16 protein-coding genes and 2 pseudogenes are annotated in these 19,445 nt (G+C 59.6%); 8 read left to right on the top strand and 10 right to left on the bottom strand.

The annotated features are described in order from the left end of the window. The first annotated feature begins 30 nt into the window (after positions 1–30). A complete protein-coding gene (locus tag QRN48_RS13005; RefSeq protein WP_191943367.1) occupies positions 31–924 on the top strand; it encodes a LysR family transcriptional regulator in 894 nt (297 codons plus the stop codon). A gap of 239 nt (positions 925–1,163) precedes the next feature. After that, positions 1,164–2,408, top strand: a complete 1,245-nt coding sequence (locus QRN48_RS13000; protein WP_191943366.1) for a serine hydrolase domain-containing protein — start codon at positions 1,164–1,166, stop codon at positions 2,406–2,408. Between the two features lie 16 nt (positions 2,409–2,424). Here the strand turns inward: QRN48_RS13000 and QRN48_RS12995 are convergent, their stop codons facing one another. The 6 genes from QRN48_RS12995 to QRN48_RS12970 form a co-directional block, all read right to left on the bottom strand. Then, positions 2,425–2,589, bottom strand: a complete 165-nt coding sequence (locus QRN48_RS12995) for a hypothetical protein (RefSeq protein ID WP_152597588.1) — start codon at positions 2,587–2,589, stop codon at positions 2,425–2,427. A gap of 88 nt (positions 2,590–2,677) precedes the next feature. After that, positions 2,678–3,634 (bottom strand): alpha/beta hydrolase, encoded by a 957-nt coding sequence (locus tag QRN48_RS12990; protein WP_285350998.1) that lies wholly within the window; start codon positions 3,632–3,634, stop codon positions 2,678–2,680. Positions 3,635–3,904: 270 nt separating this feature from the next. After that, complete coding sequence (locus QRN48_RS12985) at positions 3,905–4,927, bottom strand: transketolase family protein (protein ID WP_285350997.1); 1,023 nt, start codon at positions 4,925–4,927, stop codon at positions 3,905–3,907. Continuing rightward, a complete protein-coding gene (locus QRN48_RS12980; protein WP_285350995.1) occupies positions 4,924–5,772 on the bottom strand; it encodes a transketolase in 849 nt (282 codons plus the stop codon). The genes QRN48_RS12985 and QRN48_RS12980 overlap by 4 nt, the downstream gene beginning before the upstream one ends. Positions 5,773–5,790: 18 nt before the next feature. Continuing rightward, positions 5,791–7,092 carry an MFS transporter gene (locus QRN48_RS12975; RefSeq protein ID WP_037010455.1) on the bottom strand — a complete coding sequence of 434 codons (1,302 nt, stop codon included), beginning with the start codon at positions 7,090–7,092 and terminating at the stop codon, positions 5,791–5,793. A 97-nt stretch (positions 7,093–7,189) separates the two neighbouring features. Then, the gene (locus QRN48_RS12970; protein ID WP_191943363.1) at positions 7,190–7,939 is read right to left on the bottom strand and encodes an SDR family NAD(P)-dependent oxidoreductase; all 750 of its coding nucleotides are present in this window, start codon (positions 7,937–7,939) and stop codon (positions 7,190–7,192) included. Between the two features lie 186 nt (positions 7,940–8,125). On the opposite strand from QRN48_RS12970, the gene QRN48_RS12965 reads away from it, so the two are divergent. Next, complete coding sequence (locus tag QRN48_RS12965; RefSeq protein WP_191943362.1) at positions 8,126–9,043, top strand: LysR substrate-binding domain-containing protein; 918 nt, start codon at positions 8,126–8,128, stop codon at positions 9,041–9,043. A gap of 298 nt (positions 9,044–9,341) precedes the next feature. Here the strand turns inward: QRN48_RS12965 and QRN48_RS12960 are convergent, their stop codons facing one another. The 4 genes from QRN48_RS12960 to QRN48_RS12945 all read right to left on the bottom strand — a co-directional run bounded on the left by QRN48_RS12960 (position 9,342) and on the right by QRN48_RS12945 (position 12,209). Next, complete coding sequence (locus tag QRN48_RS12960; protein WP_285350993.1) at positions 9,342–10,271, bottom strand: AEC family transporter; 930 nt, start codon at positions 10,269–10,271, stop codon at positions 9,342–9,344. Between the two features lie 150 nt (positions 10,272–10,421). Continuing rightward, on the bottom strand, positions 10,422–10,742 hold the full coding sequence (locus QRN48_RS12955; protein WP_037010448.1) for an RcnB family protein: 321 nt from the start codon (positions 10,740–10,742) through the stop codon (positions 10,422–10,424). An 80-nt stretch (positions 10,743–10,822) separates the two neighbouring features. Continuing rightward, entirely contained in the window at positions 10,823–11,131 is a 309-nt protein-coding gene (locus tag QRN48_RS12950) for an RcnB family protein (RefSeq protein ID WP_285350990.1), read from the bottom strand. A 220-nt stretch (positions 11,132–11,351) separates the two neighbouring features. Beyond that, positions 11,352–12,209 carry an SDR family oxidoreductase gene (locus QRN48_RS12945; RefSeq protein WP_285350988.1) on the bottom strand — a complete coding sequence of 286 codons (858 nt, stop codon included), beginning with the start codon at positions 12,207–12,209 and terminating at the stop codon, positions 11,352–11,354. 81 nt (positions 12,210–12,290) lie between these two features. Here QRN48_RS12945 and QRN48_RS12940 point away from each other — a divergent pair, with 81 nt between their 5' ends. The 5 genes and pseudogenes from QRN48_RS12940 to QRN48_RS25410 form a co-directional block, all read left to right on the top strand. Then, positions 12,291–12,704, top strand: a complete 414-nt coding sequence (locus QRN48_RS12940; protein WP_285350987.1) for a winged helix-turn-helix transcriptional regulator — start codon at positions 12,291–12,293, stop codon at positions 12,702–12,704. 424 nt (positions 12,705–13,128) lie between these two features. Continuing rightward, a pseudogene (locus tag QRN48_RS12935) lies at positions 13,129–17,381 on the top strand (RHS repeat-associated core domain-containing protein); the annotation flags it as partial. A 335-nt stretch (positions 17,382–17,716) separates the two neighbouring features. Beyond that, positions 17,717–18,136 carry a hypothetical protein gene (locus tag QRN48_RS12930; RefSeq protein ID WP_285350986.1) on the top strand — a complete coding sequence of 140 codons (420 nt, stop codon included), beginning with the start codon at positions 17,717–17,719 and terminating at the stop codon, positions 18,134–18,136. A 420-nt stretch (positions 18,137–18,556) separates the two neighbouring features. Continuing rightward, the gene (locus QRN48_RS12925; protein WP_285350985.1) at positions 18,557–18,964 is read left to right on the top strand and encodes a hypothetical protein; all 408 of its coding nucleotides are present in this window, start codon (positions 18,557–18,559) and stop codon (positions 18,962–18,964) included. 65 nt (positions 18,965–19,029) lie between these two features. After that, positions 19,030–19,194, top strand: a pseudogene (locus QRN48_RS25410) (RHS repeat-associated core domain-containing protein); the annotation flags it as partial. Positions 19,195–19,445: the final 251 nt, after the last annotated feature.

The raw sequence follows: 19,445 nt of genomic DNA, 5'->3' as shown, positions 1-19,445 counted from the left end.
GCTTATTTTATATATAAGGACGGCTTATCAATGCACAAGCAGACCGCTTCCGACCTCGTCGCTTTTTTGGTGGTTGCACAAGAACAAAGCTTTACCAGGGCGGCGATGCAACTGGGTGTCTCTCAGTCGGCGCTGAGCCAGACGATGCGGGCATTAGAGACGCGCTTGGGCGTACGGCTGCTGACGCGCACGACCCGACGCGTGTCGCCCACTCAGGCGGGCGAGCGACTTCTGCAGACCGTGGGTCAGCGTTTTGCGGAGGTCGATGAGGAGCTGGAGGCGATTACCGCCCTTGCTGAAAATCCAAAGGGTACTCTTCGCCTCGCGGCCACAGAAAACGCCGTCGCAACGGTGCTTTGGCCAACGCTCGAAACGTTCCTGCCCCTTTACCCGGACATCAAAGTTGAAATTGTCGTTGATGTGGGGCTGACGGATATCGTGGCAGGGCGTTTCGATGCCGGAATTCGACCGGGCGAAATTGTTGCGCAGGGCATGATAGCCACCCGTATAGGGCCAGACATGCGCATGGCGGTAGTGGGCGCTCCTTCGTACTTCGAAAAGTACGGGCAGCCGCAGGCTCCCTCCGAGCTGACGTTGCACAACTGCATCAATCTGCGACTGCCCACGCATGGCGGGCTTTATGCCTGGGAGTTTGAAAAGGACGGCAGAGCCGTAAACGTCCATGTTGACGGTCAGCTTGTTTTTGGATCTGCTTCCCTCATCCTGATGGCGGCCCGATCAGGTCAAGGCCTGGCGTACCTGACTGAAGAACAGGTGAGGGCGGATATGGCAAACGGGGACTTGATTCGGGTTTTGGATGACTGGTGCCCGCCATTTTCTGGCTACCACCTGTACTACCCAAGTCGGCGTCAGCCCACTCAAGCGTTCAGCTTGCTCGTCGATGCGTTGCGCTACCGAGATTGAGCATGTGCTCCACCACCGCCATCGCGCGGTGGTTTTTTTTGCGCGTCTGGATACGTGAGCATTTCCAGACGTCAAGGTATGAAGTGGATGAACTGATCGCCCGGTGCAACGCCGGCCAGTGGTCTAAGGTTCAAGCGGGCACGTTCTTTGTGTGGAATCGGATTTGGCCGGCGATACAGCCGAAAGGCCTGCCGGCAAAGCGGCCAACGTCCATCAACGACGACAAAAAAGGATACGTCATGCACTTACCCGTACTTTCCCGTCCCGCCGCCGTTCACCGGTCGCTGGCGTTGTCTTTTGGGCTGCTGGCAGCAGGCCTTGCTCCCACCGTCTACGCAGACGATTACCCCCACGCCAAGGAACCCATCGGCACGGTCGAGCAGATCTACGACGGCGCGATGCTTCCGGACCTCGCGGTCAGCACCTACCGCAACATCGACCGGCTGTTCCCGACCCACACCATCAAGGCCGGTGATCATCCCTACGCGCTGCCGAAATCGGACCGGCAACTGCCCAACGTGCGCTTCACCGTCGAGGGCAAGAAATACGACCTGTATGACTTCGTGGCGCTGGACAGCATCACGGCGATGCTGGTGATCAAGGACGGCAAGATCGTCTTCGAGACCTACCAGCGCGGCAATACCGAAAAAACCCGCTGGATGTCGATGTCGATGGCCAAGTCCATCACCTCGACCCTCACCGCCGCTGCAATAAAGGACGGTTTGATCAAGGGGCTCGACGCGCAGGTGGTGGATTATGTCCCTGCGCTCAAGGGCAGCGCCTACGAAGGCGTCAGCGTGCGTGACGTGCTGATGATGTCCTCAGGGGTGAAATGGAACGAGACCTATACCGATCCGGCGTCTGACCGTCGGGCGTTGCTCAAGGCACAGATATCGCAGAAGCCGCACTCGGCGATGGCGCTGATGGCCAGCCTGCCGCGTGCTGCCGAGCCCGGCAGCGTGAACAATTACAGCACGGGCGAAACCCAGGTACTTGGCGAGATCGTCCGTGGCGCGGTGAAGATGCCGCTGGCTGAGTATTTGTCTCAGAAGATCTGGCAGCCGTTCGGCATGGAAAGCGACGCGACCTGGTGGCTGGATTCCCCGGACGGCACGGAGATCGGCGGCAGCGGCATCAGCGCGACGTTGCGCGACTACGGGCGGTTTGGCCTGTTTTTCATGAACGACGGCAAGATCAACGGCACCTCGATTCTGCCCGAGGGCTGGGTCAAAGAGGCAACGTTGCCCACCACCCTGAAGGGCGGCAAAAGTCTGGATTACGGCTACATGTGGTGGACCGCCTGGACGGCTCCTTCAGTGAAGGACGGCGCTTATTCGGCAGTGGGTATTCAGGGGCAGAATATCTACGTTAACCCGGCCAACAATGTGGTGATCGTGACCTTCGGCGCGCAACCCAAGCCTGTCGACAAAGAGCCCATCGATCCGATGGCGTTCTTCGATGCCGTGGTTGCGGCCTTGAAGTAGCTGAGGGGGCGGCAGGTTATGCCTGTTCGTCCTGCTTGTCCTGCTCGTCATCTTCATGTTTGAGGGCCGGCTTCATGCCTGGCTGCGGCGCGTGCTCGGCATTCGGCGCGATTTCTTCGCCGTGGTTCTTCTTCTCTTGCTGGACTTTCTTGTCGTGGGCAACGTTACGTGGATCGGTCATAGGGATTTCCTTGATCTGGCAGATGATTCAAAACCCATCGACGCGATACGCACCGGGTAGACCCCGAGCGCCTGGGCAGGGTTTGGAGTCAGCCCGGGGGTGAGCGTTCAGTGCATTTTCGCAGCGCTGCGTTCACGTCCTGCGCGCACTGCTCGGTTTGTCGTCCGGGACAGAGGTCGAACATGTGCGGTACGCCGGGGTAAACGTGCAGCTCGGTCGGCACGCCTGCTCTTGCCAGCGCCAGTGCGAAGGCGACGTCTTCTTCCAGAAACAGGTCCAGCGCGCCCACGCAGATGAAAGTTGGTGGCAGGCCCTTCAGGTTAGTGGCCAGGGCGGGCGACAGCAGAAACGCCTGTTCATCGTCCATCGGGTGCTCCCCGGTCATGCAGTCCCAGCAGAACCGGTTGGCCTGGCGCGACCAGCTCAGCGTGCCGGTGGCTGGATTGTCCGCTGGTGCCGCTGGGGTGCCGGTTCGGTGATCGAGCATCGGGTAAATCATCACCAGGCCCGCCGGCTGAAATTGACCGCGGTCCCGCACCCATAACGCCAATGCGGCCGCCAGACCGCCGCCTGCGCTGTGGCCCATGATCACGATTCGCGCGGGGTCTATTCCCTGAGCGGATGCTTCACGACAGAGCCACTCCAGCGCGATGTGGCAGTCCTCAAGCGGGGCGGGGAAGGGATGCTCCGGCGCCAGTCGGTAGTCCACCGCGACAACCACGGCCTGATGCTCGTGCGCAAGGTTGTCCAGATAGTCGTCAGCCATCTCCGGCTGGCCCAACACGAACCCACCGCCATGCAGGTACAGGATTGCCGGAAGACTGTCTACCTGGGGAGCTGTTTGCGGGCGGTAGATGCTTACGCGAACGGGTGGGCTGTCTGTTTTGGCTTCAACCCATGTTTGTTCACACCGAGTCGCCTGTGACGGTTTGAAGCCACTGTGAATGCGCGCTCTGATGGCCGGAAGCGTGTCCAGTGTCCACTCGCTTGCAGGCTCGTCGAGAAAGCATGCATAGGCGGGGTCAAGCAAGTCATCGATGTTCACCGCGCAGCTCCTTTTCAATGAGGGCAATCACGCCCCCTCTGCATGAATTCCCGGCCCAAGCCTGTCCCACAGGCCTGCGCTGTCAGTGGGACTGGCTTCAGCCGGGAAGGGTCCGGTATGAACGCCACACGTTTTAGGGTGTGCCACCCGACGCATTCCCGGCTAAAGCCAGTCCAACAGGCTTACGCATTCCCGGCTAAAACCAGTCCCACAGGCGTGCATGCTGTCAGTGGGACTGGCTTCAGCCGGGAAGAGGCCGGTGTGCTCAACCTACAGCCAGCCCTTTACCTGCGCGCACACCGCTTGGGTTGAGATGCCGTAGCGATCATGCAGTGTCGGCAACGCGCCGGCATCCAGAAACGCATCGGGCAGGGCGATCTGTCTGAAGGTTGGCGTGACGCCGTTGCGCAAGAGCACTGTCGCCACGGCCTCGCCCAGTCCGCCAATCACCGAGTGGTTTTCCGCCGTAATGACCAGTCGCCCGGGCTTTCTCGCTTCCTGCAAAATAGTCTGCTCGTCCAGCGGCTTGATGGTCGGCACGTGCAGCACGGCGACGTCCACGCCATCCGCCTGCAGGGCTTTCGCGGCTTCCAGTGCGCGCATGGTCATCAGGCCGGTGGAAATGATCAGCACGTCGTTGCCGGTGCGTAAGGTCTTGGCTTTGCCGATCTCGAAGGTGTAGCCGTATTCGTCGAGCACCAAGGGAACGTTGCCACGCAGCAGGCGCATATACACCGGCCCCTGATGCGCCGCGATGGCCGGCACGGCCTGTTCGATTTCCAGCGCGTCGCACGGGTCGACGATCATCAGGTTGGGCATGGCACGGAAGATCGCCAGGTCGTCCGTCGCCTGGTGGCTGGGGCCGTAGCCTGTGGTCAGCCCCGGCAAGCCGCAGACGATTTTGACGTTGAGGTTTTCTTCAGCGATGGCCATGCAAATGAAGTCATACGCCCGACGCGAGGCAAACACCGCGTAGGTCGTTGCGAAAGGCGTGAAGCCCTCGCGGGCCATGCCGGCAGCCGCGCTCATCAGCAGCTGCTCGGCCATGCCCATCTGATAAAAACGATCCGGGTGGGCTTTGGCGAAGATGTGCAGATCGGTGTACTTGGACAGGTCAGCCGATAACCCGACAATGTCGGCACGCTGCTCTGCAAGCGCCGCCAGGGCATGGCCGAACGGCGCCGGGCGGGTTGCCTGGCCTTCAGAGGCAATCGAGGCAATCATCGCCGAAGTGGTGAGTTTTTTCTTCGTCACGACCGGGGCCTGCGCCGCGCTGTTAGTGGAAGCATTCATACGGTTTCACCTTGATCGAGATTGTTCAGCGCCAAGTCCCACTCATGTTCGTCCACACGAATGAAGTGAGCCTTCTCGCGGGTTTCCAGGAACGCCACGCCCTTGCCCATTTTGGTGTCGCAGATGATCACCCGCGGTTGCGCGGCGGGGTGGTTGCGCGCCGCGTCAAAGGCCTTCACCAGCGCCTCCACGTCGTTGCCGTCCACTCGCTGGGTGAACCAGCCAAACGCCTGCCAACGGTCGACGATGGGCTCGAACGCCAGGACCTCGCTGGAGCGGCCATCGGCCTGCTGGTTATTGACGTCGACGATGGCGATCAGGTTGTCGAGTTTCCAGTGCGACGCCGACATCACCGCCTCCCACGTCGAGCCCTCATTGAGCTCGCCGTCTGACAGCAAGTTGTAAACGAAGGACGCGGACTGCTTGCGCTTGAGCCCCAGACACGCACCGACCGCAATGCCCAGGCCCTGGCCCAGCGAGCCTCCGGTGATTTCCATCCCGGGCGTGTAGGTCGCCATGCCGGACATCGGCAGGCGGCTGTCATCCGAGCCGTAGGTGTCGAGCTCATCGAGCGGGATGATCTCGGCTTCGATCAACGCGGCATACAGCGCAATGGCGTAGTGCCCGATCGACAGGTAGAAACGGTCACGCTGCTCCCATTCCGGGTCATGGGGCTGGTAGTTCATCGCGTGAAAATACGACACCGCGAGCAGGTCCGCAGCGCCCAGAGCCTGGCCGACGTAGCCCTGGCCTTGAACCTGACCCATGCGCAGGGCGTGACGACGAATGTTGTGCGCGCGCTGCATCAATGAAGCGTGCGCGACAGGTGATGAAAGGGTAGTCATGTTGATTACTCCGTTGACTCAACGATTGACGGAAGCGGCAGGGATGCGCAGCACCAGGCAGGCGCCAATGCACAGCACTCCGGTGATCAGGTACATGCCGATGGCGCTTGAGCCGGTCGTGGTGGTGATCCAGCCGATCAGGTAGGGCGAGCAGAACCCGGCCAGGTTGGCGAAGCTGTTGATGCCGGCAATGCCCGCCGCTGCGGAGACACCGCCCAGCAACGTGGTCGGCAACATCCAGAACAGGGAAGACGCGGACAGCACGCCAGCGGCCGCAAGGCACAGGCTGAGCACGGAAAAGACCAGGCTGGAGCCGAACACGGCGGCTAGGGTCAGGCCCAGTGCCCCGGCAATCATCGGGCCGACCAGGTGCCAGCGACGCTCCCGGTGTTTGTCGCCGCTGCGACCCATCAGCAACATCGCGAAGATGGCGCACAGGTATGGCAGGCTGGTCAGCAGACCAATGTGCAGCGGTTCGGAGACCCCGGCATTGCGGATCAGCGTCGGCAGCCAGAAGGTGATCGCGTACTGACCCATCACCACGCAGAAATAAATGCACGCCAGCAGCCACAGGCGACGGTCCCGCAGAAACTCCTTCACCGAACCGTGCGTGACCTTGCGGCTGTTGTCCTCGGCAAGCTCCTTGTTGACCAGGGCCTTTTCGTCCTCGGTGAGCCACGTCGCCTGGTGCACGCCGTCCTTCAGGTACGTCAGCACGAACAGGCCCACTATCACCGTCGGGATGGCCTCGATGACGAACATCCACTGCCAGCCTGCCCAGCCATGGAAGCCGGCAAACTTCGCCATGATGAAGCCCGACAGCGGCCCGCCGATCATCCCCGACAGCGGAATGGCAATGAACCAGAGCACGGTCATCTTGGCGCGGCGATAGGAGGGGAACCAGTACGTGAGGTAGAGCAGCAGCCCCGGCGCCAGGCCCGCTTCGGCGATGCCGAGCAGAAAGCGCAGGGCATAAAACTGCCAGGCGGTTTCGACGAAGGCGAAAAGGGCGGAGATGATGCCCCACGAGATCATGATGCGGGCGATCCAGCGCCGCGCGCCGACTTTGTGCAGGATCAGGTTGCTGGGGACTTCGCAAAGGAAATAACCGAGGAAGAACATCCCTGCGCCGAGGCCGTAGACCGTTTCACTCAGCGACAAGTCATTCATCATTTGCAGCTTGGCGAAGCCGACGTTGACCCGGTCCAGGTATGCGCACAGGTAGCACAGCATCAGGAACGGCATCAGCCGCCACGCGGTCTTGCGGTAGGCGTGAGAACGCACGGTCGAGACCGCATCAAGCGTCATCGTGGTAATCATGAGTGTCTGATCTCTTGTTGTTATAGACCGCCCGACTCGGGTCGGGCGTATCGTCGATACAGAACAGAGCGGGCCGCTGCCGACCCGGCGCATGCTGTCAGTGGATCAGCATGCCGCCGTTGACATCCAGCGTAATACCGGTGAGGTAGGACGACAGGTCGCTGGCCAGAAACAGCGCGGCGTTGGCCACATCCTGAGCCGCGCCCAGGCGGCCGAGCGGGATACCCTCGATGATCGCGTGGCGGCGATCGTCCTGCATCAGCCCGCCGGTGATGTCGGTGTGTATGAGGCCGGGTGCGATGGAATTGACGCGAATCTGCTCTGCGCCGAATTCCCGGGCCATGGCTTTGCCCAGGCCCAAAACTCCCGCCTTGGCTGCGCTGTAATGCGGCCCGCCGAAAATCCCGCCGCCGCGCTGGGCCGACACCGACGACATGCAAACGATGCTGCCCGAGGACTGCGCGCGCATGGTCGGGATCACCGCCTGGGACATCAGCAGCGTGCCGCGCAGGCTGACGTCCAGGACCTTGTCGTAGTCAGAGGGGCGAATGTCGAGGGTTTTGATGGGTTGGGTGATGCCTGCGTTGTTGACCAGTACGTCGATACGGCCGAAGTGCTCCACGACCTGAGCCACCGCGCGTTTGACCTGCGCTTCGTCGGCCACGTTGGCAGCCAGACCGAGGTGGCCTTCGCCCAGCGCCGACGCTGCATCACGCGCAGCGGCTTCGTCCAGATCGAGAATGACCACGCGGGCGCCGTGCTTGGCGAATGTGATCGCGGTGGCGCGGCCGATACCGCGTTCGGATGCAGCACCGGTGATGATTGCAACTTTGCCTTGAAGCAGCATGAGAAAGACCTCTGATTGTTTTTATGGGGTCGATTCATTGATCGATGGGGTCAGATTGTTCCGCCCGAGGTGCGCGAGCAATAACGCAACCGTCACTGGTTGATGAAAATAATTCACCTCTCGTCATCAGCCCGGGCAGGTGGTTGAATGGCGTCGGCCCACAAAAACAATCCAGCGGAGCCTTCAATGCAACCTGACGACAGCCCCCTGACGAACCTGCCACCGTTGAGAGCCCTTCAGGCCTTCGAGCAAACCGCGCGGTTCGGCAACCTGGCCCGCGCCGCCGAAGTGCTGGACTTGACGCCCTCGGCCATCAGCCACCAACTGGCGAAACTGGAAGCAATGATCGGCCGTCAGCTGTTCGTGCGGGCGGCACGCGGCGTCACGCTTACCCCGGTGGGCAGGCAATACCTGGCGGACATTTCCGGGCTGTTGCATACCCTGGAAGTGGCAACGGAACGCGCCGCCAGCGACGTCAGCCTGGACTGCCTGAGGCTGCATTCATCCCCCAGTTTCGGATTGTTGTGGCTCATGCCCCGACTGGAAGCCTTTCGTCTGAGCCACCCCGACATCCAGATAAATTTGTCCTGCTCCTACGAGTCACTGCATTTCAGTCGCGACAAAATCGACGTCGATGTTCGCCATGGTCACGCCAACTGGCCGAGCTATGAAGTGCGCACGGTGCGCCATGAAACCTTCGCGGTGCTGGCATCGCCAACCCTCCTGGCACGTCACCCGGTGGCCCATGCGGAAGACCTGTTGACCCGCGAGTTGATCATGTCCGAAGCCACCCTGCTCAAATGGCCGGAGTGGTTCGCGCAGCAGGGCCTCGCCCGGCCGGAGAAACCCTATGCGCTCAGCTTCGACCGCTCCTACATGAGCCTTGAGGCCGCTGGCCACGGATTGGGGTTTGCGCTGGAAAGCACGCTGCTTGCGCACAAATACCTTGTATCTGGCGCTTTGGTCGAGGTTCAACCGCAAGCGTTCAGTGCGCCGGTGGCAGCTCATCACCTGGTGTTCCCCAAAGCGCACTCCAGCTTTCCGCGCGTCAGGCGGTTTCTGGAATGGATGGAAGGCGAATTGGGCGACAGCTTCGTGTTCTGATGCGTCGATGATCGCGCCACCCAGCCCCGCAGCGCGAGCGTGAGGGCGCATCGGCTAAAACCAGTCCCACCGGATTGCGCGCTGTCAGTGGGACCGGCTTCAGCCGGGAAGAGGCCGGTGTGCACGCCGGACTTCTCTCGCAGTAGCATTCGACGCTCTCCCGGCTAAAGCCAGTCCCACGGAATGCATGCTGTCAGTGGGACCGGCTTCAGCCGGGAAGAGGTCTGCGTCCACGCCGGACTTCTCTCGCAGTTTCCCCCGACGCTGTCTGCCGTGCTCGTTGCGATGATTGCACGGCTCAACTGTTGATGTAGTAGATGCACAGCGACAGCGTCACCAGCGAGCCGAGCGTGGAGACCAGAATCGTGCTCGACACCACGGACGCCTCACGCTTGTAGTATTCAGCCAGCATGAATGGGCCAGTGCCGGTGGGCAGAGCGCTGAGCAGCAGCGCGGAATTGGCCCAGAGCGGCGGCAGGTGGAACACCTTGAAAGCGAGAAACCACGTCAGCAGCGGGTGGGCGATCAGTTTGATCAGCACCAGCAACGTGGTGCCCTGACGCGGCCCCTGTTGTTTATGAGCGAGAAACAGGCCGAGTGAGATCAACGCACAGGGCGTCGTGGCAGCGCCCAGCAGGCTGAGAAATTTGTCCAGCGCCCCCGGCAGCGGAACGCCGGTTCCAGCCCAGCAGGCACCCAGAATCGGCGACACCACCAACGGGTTTTTTGCCAGGGCCAGCAGCACTTTAAGCACGATTCGGTGGACTCGCGCTTCGCTCTGCAGGCCGATTTCAATGCACACCAGGGCGATGCCAAACACCACGCAGACCACCAGCAGCGACGCAATCAGCGCAGGTTCCAGCCCTTCCGGGCCCAACACCATGATGCATAAAGGGATGCCGATGTAGCCGGTATTCGCGTAGGACGCACTGAGCGCATCAATGCTGGCATCGGCAAAATGCCCGGCCTTTCGGCGCCGCAGCAGCAGGGTCACCACGAACATCGCCATCGTCGACAGCGTGAAGGTCAGTACAAACCCCGGGTGCCAGATTTGTTCCCAGGTAGCGTGGGCTGTGGCGGTGAACAGCAGTGCCGGCAGACACAACCACACGACCATTCGGTTGATCTCGGAGGCGGCGGTCGGACCGAGACGATGGGTGCGGCGACACACGTAACCCACGAGGATGAGCGCGAAGATCGGCAACAGCACATTCAAAACGGAAGACATCGAACCCCGGCCTTAGCACGATAGACAAGAGGCGCAGAGTAGAGGGCAGAATCGTTAGGGTGCAACCTTTCACATCAATAAGAGAAGAGCAGTTGCGGTGGGGGGAGGCTTGGGAGAAGGGTGCCCGACGGGCGTCGGGCACCGCGTGCGTCACTTGCTGAGCGGCTTGAGTTTGACCGGCGCGATGTCGAGCACCTTGCCGTCCTCCATGTTGATCAGGGCGTATTTGTCGCTGATCTGCACCCACTGAGCACCTTCCTGCGGCGCTTTCAGACCCTTGTCCTGCCAGTCCTTGATGCCAACGCGTTCGTCCTTGTACAGATCGTGCGTGGTGTCGCCGACCTTGTACTGCTGATTGGTGTGCTCGGCTTGCACGCTTTTGGTCGCCGGCGTTTGCGCCATTGCCGCCAGACTGGTGCCGCTCAGGCAGGTGGCCAGGGCCGCGCAGGTCATCAATGTTTTTATGTTCATGGGAAGTCCTTTGGTGATTCTTGTGGATTTCTTTCACGTTGCGCGCCGCCTACACCCGGCGCGCTGGGCACTCGCCCGACCTATTTTTCGATCGGGACGATTTTGGTGATCTGGCCGTTGGTGGTTTGCACTTCGACGTATTTGTCGTTGATGCGCACCCATTGGCTCATTTTGGCCGGTTCTTCCAGACCTTTGGCCTTCCAGTCTTTAAGCGCTGCGGCTGGACGCTGAAACTCCTGTGGCGAACGACTGCCAACCTCAAGCTCACGCATGTTGTCTCGCGACGGCTGGATGGTGGGTTCCGGCGCGGTTGCAGCTTGCGCTGTAAAACTGGCAACGGACACACAACCCAGAATCGCCAGACCGGCAATAAGCGATTTGCTGTTCATTCGAAACTCCTAGGCCAGCGCGTGGTGCGCTGTCATTACTTCGGACCGTTGACAGGGCAAATCATTCAGTGCGGGTGATGGCGTGCTGCCTTGATCCTTGCAACGGGGCTCAAACACGAAGCCCCGCTTGTTGGAGAACTAGCAAGGCTCCGTGGCTAGCATTCGCCGTGACTGAGGCTTTTCTCTGATAGCGCTTTCAAAAGCTGTGAACTCGTCCGGCTTATTGGCCCAGTGCTTCGGCAATGGCGGAGGCGAGAGGGGTGGTGGGTCGACCAATCAGTTGACTCAGTCGCCGGCTGTCGTCAAACAAAGCGCCCTTGGCAGCGGCCGCGTCGGAATCGGCCAGCAGCTGCGCCACGAACTCCGGAAGTCCGGCCTGCAGCAATGCGGCCTTATAGTCCGCTTCCGGGAGATCGGTGTAGACGACCGGTTTGCCGGACTGACGAGCGATCTCGGTGGCAAAATCACTGAGCGTGTAGGACTCGTCGCCTGCCAGCTCGTACACCTTGCCGCCTTGATCTTCATTCGAGGTCAACACTGCTGCAGCCGCCGCCGCGTAGTCAGCGCGCGATGCGGAACTGATTCGACCCTCGCCAGCGCTGCCGAAATGCGCGCCGTTGGCCAGTGCGTGGGCGACACCGGCCGTGTAGTTTTCGTGGTACCAGCCGTTGCGCAGCACCACCGCTGGAACGCCGGACCGGCCCAGTGCCGCCTCGGTCTGCCGGTGCTCTTCCGCCAGGCCCAACGCCGAGTCACTGGCGTGCAAGACGCTCGTATAACCGAGCAGCCTTACCCCTTGGCGTTTTGCTGCATCGATCACCGCCTGATGCTGAGCGAGGCGCTGTCCTACTTCACTTGAGGAAATCAGCAGGACTTTCTCTGCGTCCTTGAATGCACCGTCAAGTGTGGCCGGCTGCGAATAATCGGCCTGACGGATCTGCACGCCCTTGGCTGCGAGGTCGGCGACCTTCTTCGGATCGCGTACCGCGGCGATGATCTGCGACGCAGGCACTTTCTCCAGCAAACGGGCGATAACCAGACGGCCCAGCTGACCTGATGCTCCGGTGATAACGATCATGATGACTCCGAGGGGATGAATGAGCGGCCAGCATAGACACCGTGCTAACCTTTCGTAAGTACGTACGAAAAGGTAAGTGTCATGAACGATATTTCTTCTCCCTCCGTGGGCAGCATCTCTTTGCTGGAGCGCATCCGCACAGGTCAGGTGTTGGCCCGGGACTGTCCGTCGCGAGACATCCTCAACCACGTGTGCAGCCGTTGGGGCGTGTTGGTGCTGGTGGTGTTGCTTGACGGCATGCACCGCTTCAGCGAGCTGCGACGCAAGATCGGCGGGGTGAGCGAAAAGATGCTGTCGCAAACGCTGCAAAGTCTTGAGCAAGATGGCTTTGTGGACCGCAAGGCGTTGCCGGTGGTGCCCCCGCACGTTGAGTACCGGTTGACGGCGATGGGTGAGGAAGTGGCCTTGCAGATGGACGGCCTGACGACGTGGATCGAGCAGAACTTGCCGCGCATTCTTGAAGCGCGGGAGGGAAGGGTATCGACCACGGAGTGATTGATCACTTTCGCTCAGGGCCGTCGCTGTCGTTTAGCCACGCTGCGCAATGTGTTGCGCGGCTGTTTGGGGCTTACCTGCTTGCCAGCAGGGTGGGGCCTCGGTCGGCGAGCTTCCGACGTGCCTCCCGGGCGGGTGTGCAACGCACTGCGCAGGGGTGCGCAGGCTGTTGCGCATAAGCACGTCTTGCTCCGGGCTGAAATCTGCATTTACGACCGTTCTCGGCTCATAAATCATTGATTTACCTTAGTTAAGTCCTTTCTGGCACATCCCTTGATATCTCCGTCGCCCCCCGGCAGGCATTCACGCCTGCCGGATCGGTTTTCGAGCACGGAGAGCATCCTTGGCCACCCCCGCACCCCAGCCTGCTACGGGCGAAACACGTCCCCCTCAAGTCGCCATCGTTCCCCTTGATCAGATCCAGCTGGAAGACGTCGGGCTGGGCGCGGCCAACGTCGACGCCTGGCTGCAGGAGATCAGCGGCGGCGTCGTGACGCTGGACAGGATCAAGACCGCTGCAGGCGCGCTGCCTGTCGTTGGCAACATCATGGCGCTGGTGGATGCGCTAAACGACATCGTCAGGCTGTCGAGCAGCGAACAGCGCGACCCGCTGGATTGGGTCAGTCTAGGCATCAATTTGATCGGTGTGCTGCCGTTCCCCCCGACCATGGCGGCAGCGCGCATGACCCTGCGGCCGACGCTGTTTCTGGTGCGTCAGGAGATGCGCCAGGCCGGAAAGCTGGTGCTGGGCGACGGGCTGGTCGAAGTGCTGATCGGGCATCTGAATGCCGACATTGTCGGCACGCTGGATGACTTCGTAAAGCAGGCGCAGGCCCGGCTGGGCGGCATTCTGGATGAGGCAGGGAAACTCGGCGAAGAAATGCTGTGCCAGATCGCCCAGGGTCTGGAGACGCTGGTCAACGGCGATCTCGATGCCCAGGCTAATTTGCTGGAAGCGGAGCAGTTGGTCCAGGCGGCTGGCGATCAGTGGGCTTACGACCCCGCGGCGGCGATTGGCAACATTTTTTTGGCGGCCGCTGACGTGTACATCGCTGCTGGTAAGGGGGCGGTTAATAGCGTTGTGGACCATTTGGTGCCCACTACGCTGAAAGAAGAAGTGCTCAGGCAGGCGGCATCTTTGCGGGCCATGGGTGCAGAGCTTCGCGGCCAGATCGCCGGCTTGGCGGATCCTGCGGCTGAGCATTCCATTGGCGCCTTGCTGATGACTCTGGCTGGCGCGGTGGCCAGTTGGCGCTCGCGTAACGGGCATAGGCAGTCAGTCAATATCAAACCGGGGCTGGTCAGTCAGGCCAAGCGTCGTGGGGGTGAGGGCAGACTGGGGGTCTTCCAGCATGAGACGCCTGCCAAAGGCCGTCCCAACCCGACGAAAAACTGCACCTGCGACTCGACGATTCGCAGCATCAACTTTGCGATGGGGTCGGAATCGGTCGCACACACCGATTTCAGTCTGCCGGGGCCGTTTCCTGTTGAGTGGACGCGGACTTACTGTTCCTCGCTGGATGCTTACGATCAGGACGTCGTCGGCGCACGCTGGATCACGCCGTTTACCACACGGTTTGACTGCGTGGACGACGGCTTGGTGTTCCATGACGCCGACGGGCGCAGCCATGAGTTCACCCTGCCCAAGGTCAAGCTGGCTCACTACAACGCCATCGAAAATTTCACGCTGATCCGCGTCAGCAACGACACGCTGGTGCTGTGCCGAGGGTTTGAGCGCAGGGAAACCTATGTCCGACGGGGTGAGCGTTTTGTCCTCATCAACATCGTTTTGCGAAGCGGCGCCGGGGCGATGCTGCATTACGAGCACCGGCATGGCGAGCAGGCGGTGCTTTCCGAGGTGGTGACGTACTCGGAGAACGATCTGACCAAGGTCCATCTGCGCCTCGGCACTCAGACTGACGATCACGGCCACCTGAAGGGCCTTTGGGAAATCCGCGACGGTGAGGTGAAACGGCAGCTGTGTGCGTACGAATATGACGCCGAAGGCGATCTGGTACTCGCGCAGGACGAGAACGGTTCGGCGTGGCGATATCAGTACGAAAATCACCTGATCACCCGTTATACCGACCGCACCCATCGCGGCATGAACCTGCAATGGCAAGGCACGGGCCCCGACGCCAAGGCTGTGCGCGAATGGGCCGACGACGGCAGCTTCGATACGCGCCTTTCGTGGGACAAAAACATCCGCCTAACCGTCGTCACCGATGCTCTCGGCCACGAGACCCAGCACTACTACGACAGCCTCGGCTACACCTATCGCATTCGCCACGCCGACGGGCGCTCGGAGTGGTTCTTTCGGGACGACGCGAAAAACATCATTCGCCACGTCCACACCGACGGCACGACCGACCACTATCGCTACGACAAGCTCAGCAACCTGACCGAACACACCCGCGCTGACCACAGCGTGATGAACTATGCCTACGACGACAAAAGTCAGCTGATCAAGATCAGTGACGGCGAAGGCGGGCTCTGGCGGCGCGACTATGACGAGAGGGGCAATCTGGTCGAGGCGGTTGATCCGCTGGAGAACACCACCGAATACGCCTACAACGCGTTCGGGCTTCCTACGTCGATCAAGGACGCCAACGGCAACACAAAGACCTTGGCCTACAACGACGCCGGGCAATTGCTGAAGTATGTGGACTGTTCTGGAAAAACCAGCGGTTGGGAGTACGACGAACGCGGACAGATGGTCTGCTTCACCGACGCCGCCGGACACAAAACCGAATATACCTACGAACTTGGCCAGTTGGTGCTGACCAAGCACCCGGATAAGACTGAAGAGCGTTTTAGCCGCGATGCCGAAGGTCGCCTGCTGGCGCACTCCGACGGCCTCGAACGCTGCACCACCTGGCGCTACACCACCGCCGGCTTCATCGCCGAACGCACCGACGCCGCCGAACAGACCCTGCGCTATCGCTGGGACAAACTCGGTCGTTTGATCGCGCTGGAAAATGAAAACCACAGCCGCGCGCATTTTCAGTACGACCCCGTCGGGCGACTGCTGGAAGAACGCTGTTTTGACGGCCGATCGACGCGATACCGCTACGACCCCGAAACCGGCCGCTTGGCCGAGACCGTCAACGGCCAGCGCGCCATCGGGTTGAGCTTCGACCCCATGGGCCGCCTCACCGAGCGTCACGCCACCCTTGGTGAGCAATCGCAAAGCGAAACATTTTCCTACGACGGCAACGGCCAACTGATCAGAGCCACCAACGCCGCCAGTTGCCTGCAATGGTTCCACGATCCGGCCGGCAATCTGGTGCGCGAGCACCAGCATTATCTGAGCCTGGAGAGGCCGCTGGTTGCGGTTTGGCAGCACGAATACGACGAGCTGAACAACCGCGTCGATACCGTCCGCCCAGACGGCCATCGCGTGAGTTCGTTGACCTACGGTAGCGGCCATCTGCTCGGCATGAAGCTCGACGACCACGAACTGCTCAGCTACGAGCGCGATGACCTGCATCGCGAAGTCGCTCGGCATCAAGGCAACCAGCTCAAGCAAACGCAGCAATGGGACCCCGCGGGACGTCTGCAAGAACAGCTGTTGGGCAGCGCAGACGATAAAACTGTTCTCGTAAAACGCGCCTACACCTACGACGCCGCCGGCCAGCTCACCGACATCAATGACAGTCGTCGAGGGGCGCTTACTTATAAATACGACCCGGTCAGCCGCCTGCTCAGCGCAACAAGCCGATTGGGCGTGGAAACCTTCGCCTTCGACCCGGCAAGCAATCTGCTCAACACCACCACGCCCATCCGCCGACCACTCGACCCGGAACCCGCGCGCAACAAACTCATGGACAACCTGCTGCGCGAATACGCCGGCACCCATTACGACTATGACGAACGCGGCAACCAGACCCAGCGCTGGAACAACGCCGCCCGCAGCGACCTGCAGTGGGACCTCTTTGATCGCTTGGTGCATTTCCGGGATTCGCGCCTCACCGTCGACTTCGCCTACGACCCGCTAGGAAGACGCCTCTACAAACACTCCAAAGCCCATTACCGACCACGCCCCGAAGCCGGCACCGGCTGGAACCAAAACGAACACGCCCGCAAAGAACAGGAATTGGGCTGCGGCTTCACGCTCTACGGCTGGGACGGCGACACCCTCGCATGGGAAAGCAGCCCGGCCCGACACCCCGGCGAAACCGGCGCACCGTGCATTACCTCTTCGAGCCCGGCACTTTCGTCCCGGTCGCCCAGGCGATCCGCCACGCCACCATCCGCCTGATCAGCCAACCCACCTACCAAGGGCGCTACAACCGAAAAGAAGACCCGCTGTGGACCTACAAACCCACGGCGCAACCCATTGACGTTGTCGCCTGGTACCAATGCGATCACCTCGGCACGCCACAGGAACTCACCGACCAAGACGGCAACACCGCGTGGAGCGCCGAATACAAGGCTTGGGGCCAGGCCCACGAACAGCGTTCGGAATCCGCCCAAAAGGTCGGCCTAAAAAACCCGATCCGCTTCCAGGGCCAATACCACGACCCCGAAACCGGCCTGCACTACAACCGCCATCGGTACTATGATCCTAGAGTTGGCCGGTTTATCAGCAAGGATCCGATTGGGTATTTAGGTGGACTTAACATCTACCAATATGGGCCGAACTCAATCAGCTGGGTCGATCCGTTAGGGCTGGCAAGTTCAGCCCTCGGACCAGGGCGAAAACTTAAGTCTGAGAAGCCTAATCAAAACTGTAAACGCGCCTGTGGAAAAAAATGGGAGGTCAATCGCTACGACCGGGTTTGTGAGGGTAATGTCGCTGGGGTGGGCTACGCGAAATACCACTACGACCACAAAACAAAATCTTGGTGGTCCGCCGACTTGACAGGCCATGGGGAAAGTGCGTGGAAAGTGTTTAAGCCTGATGGCGCGTGGCTCGCCGATGCTGATATATATGGTGACTACATGAGCAAGCACAAAAGCAAAACCGGTCAGAGTATCAATTTCAAATCTTTAAAGTGTAAGGATATAAAATGATTAGCTCCGCCGACGAGTTTATAGCTCTGCGAGACAGTGACGTAAAAGCCGAATACGACAGATCCGCAATGGAGGAAGCTCCAGTTGCCGTGTGGCGTGAGGTGATAGAGAGATTCCCAGACCATAGGCGGTGGGTCGCGCATAACAAAACAGTGCCGGTAGAAATCCTTGAGGAGTTATGTCGGTTTGACGTTGACACAAGATATTTTGTGGCGTGCAAAAGGAAGCTTTCGTTCACGCTCTTTGAAACTCTTTCAAAAGATACTGATTCGAACATCAGGATCGCTATTAGTGTGAATAAAAAAACACCAATGGTTATTCTTGAGAGCCTTTCTCAAGATGTAAATGAGGAGGTGGCCTCTGCCGCGAGGGCTAACTACGACGCTAGAAAAAATAAGAATTTAGACGAGTGTTAAAATGCTGATCTAAACCGCAAATTATGCAAAATGAGAGCTAAAGGGACGGACCCCTTTATTCTCAAAGCCAAAGGGGAAAACCTCTTCTTCAGCCGTAGGACCAGGGCGCAAACCAAAAATTTGATAAGGCTAATCAAAACTGCAAACGCGGATGCGAAAAAAATGGGAGGTCAATCGGTACGATCGGGTGTGTGAGGGTAATGTCGCTGAGGTAGGTTATGCGAAATACTATCTGGACCCTAAAAAACAACAATGGTGGTCAGTAGATAAAACAGGCCACGGAGAGAGCGCGTGGAAAGTTTACGATAAAATTGGTACGTGGGTTGCCGACGCAGACATATACGGTGATCACATGAGTAAACACAAAAGTGGCATCGGAAAGAACATTGACTTCAGGTCTTTAAAATGCAAGGACAGTAAATGATTAGTTCTGCTGAAGAATTCATCGCGCTCCGAACCAGCGAGTTGAAAAGTGAGTATGACAGAGCTGCCACGGAAGAGGCTCCGATAGATGTTTGGCGCGAGATCATCATAAATCACCCAAGCTTTAGACGGTGGATTTCGCATAACAAAACCGTGCCACTGGAGATACTTGAAGAATTGTGCGCTTATGACAGTACTATCAGGCAATCTGTGGCGAGAAAAAGGAAGTTATCGCCGCCAATGTTTGAAATGCTTTCTAGAGATGTTAGTGATGTTGTCAGGGTGGCGATAGCCGCAAATAGAAAAACGCCAATCGCTATTTTAGAGAGGTTGCTAACCGACCCGGATAAAGATGTAGTGAGCGTGGCTAGACTGAATCTTGATGATAGAAAAATCAGCCACTGATGAAGATAAGTACGTCTGCTGAGGAATTTTCGAGCTAAACGGGACGGACACCTTTTGCTAACTTATACCACGACCCCGAAACCGGCCTGCACTACAACCGGCATCGGTACTATGATCCGGGGGTTGGCCGGTTTATCAGTAAAGACCCTATCGGTTATCAGGGTGGGCTTAACCTTTACCAATACGTGCCGAATCCGACAGCGTGGTTTGACCCGCTGGGACTTGCCCGTCTAAAGGGGATCACACCGAATAATAAAGGCGCTCGTACAACCGGTGAGGATTGGCCCCTCCCCGAGCCTAAGGTCGGTTACAGCGGAGCGGCGGGTGGAGGCGGTGCGCATCATCCTGTCGTGGAACAACTCTACGCTTCCGTTCCCGAAGATAAGCGCACTGCTCTCTATCACAGTCAATGTGGGGAGGCAGACCTTCTCAGCCTTATTGCGAAGCAACATAACGTTCAGACCGTACCTCAACTGAAAAA

The organism is Pseudomonas sp. ME-P-057, assembly GCF_030208975.1.
Taxonomy (GTDB): Bacteria; Pseudomonadota; Gammaproteobacteria; order Pseudomonadales; family Pseudomonadaceae; genus Aquipseudomonas; species Aquipseudomonas lutea.
Note: the sequence above shows the minus strand (reverse complement) of the source record. Positions and strands in the feature narration are given on the sequence as shown.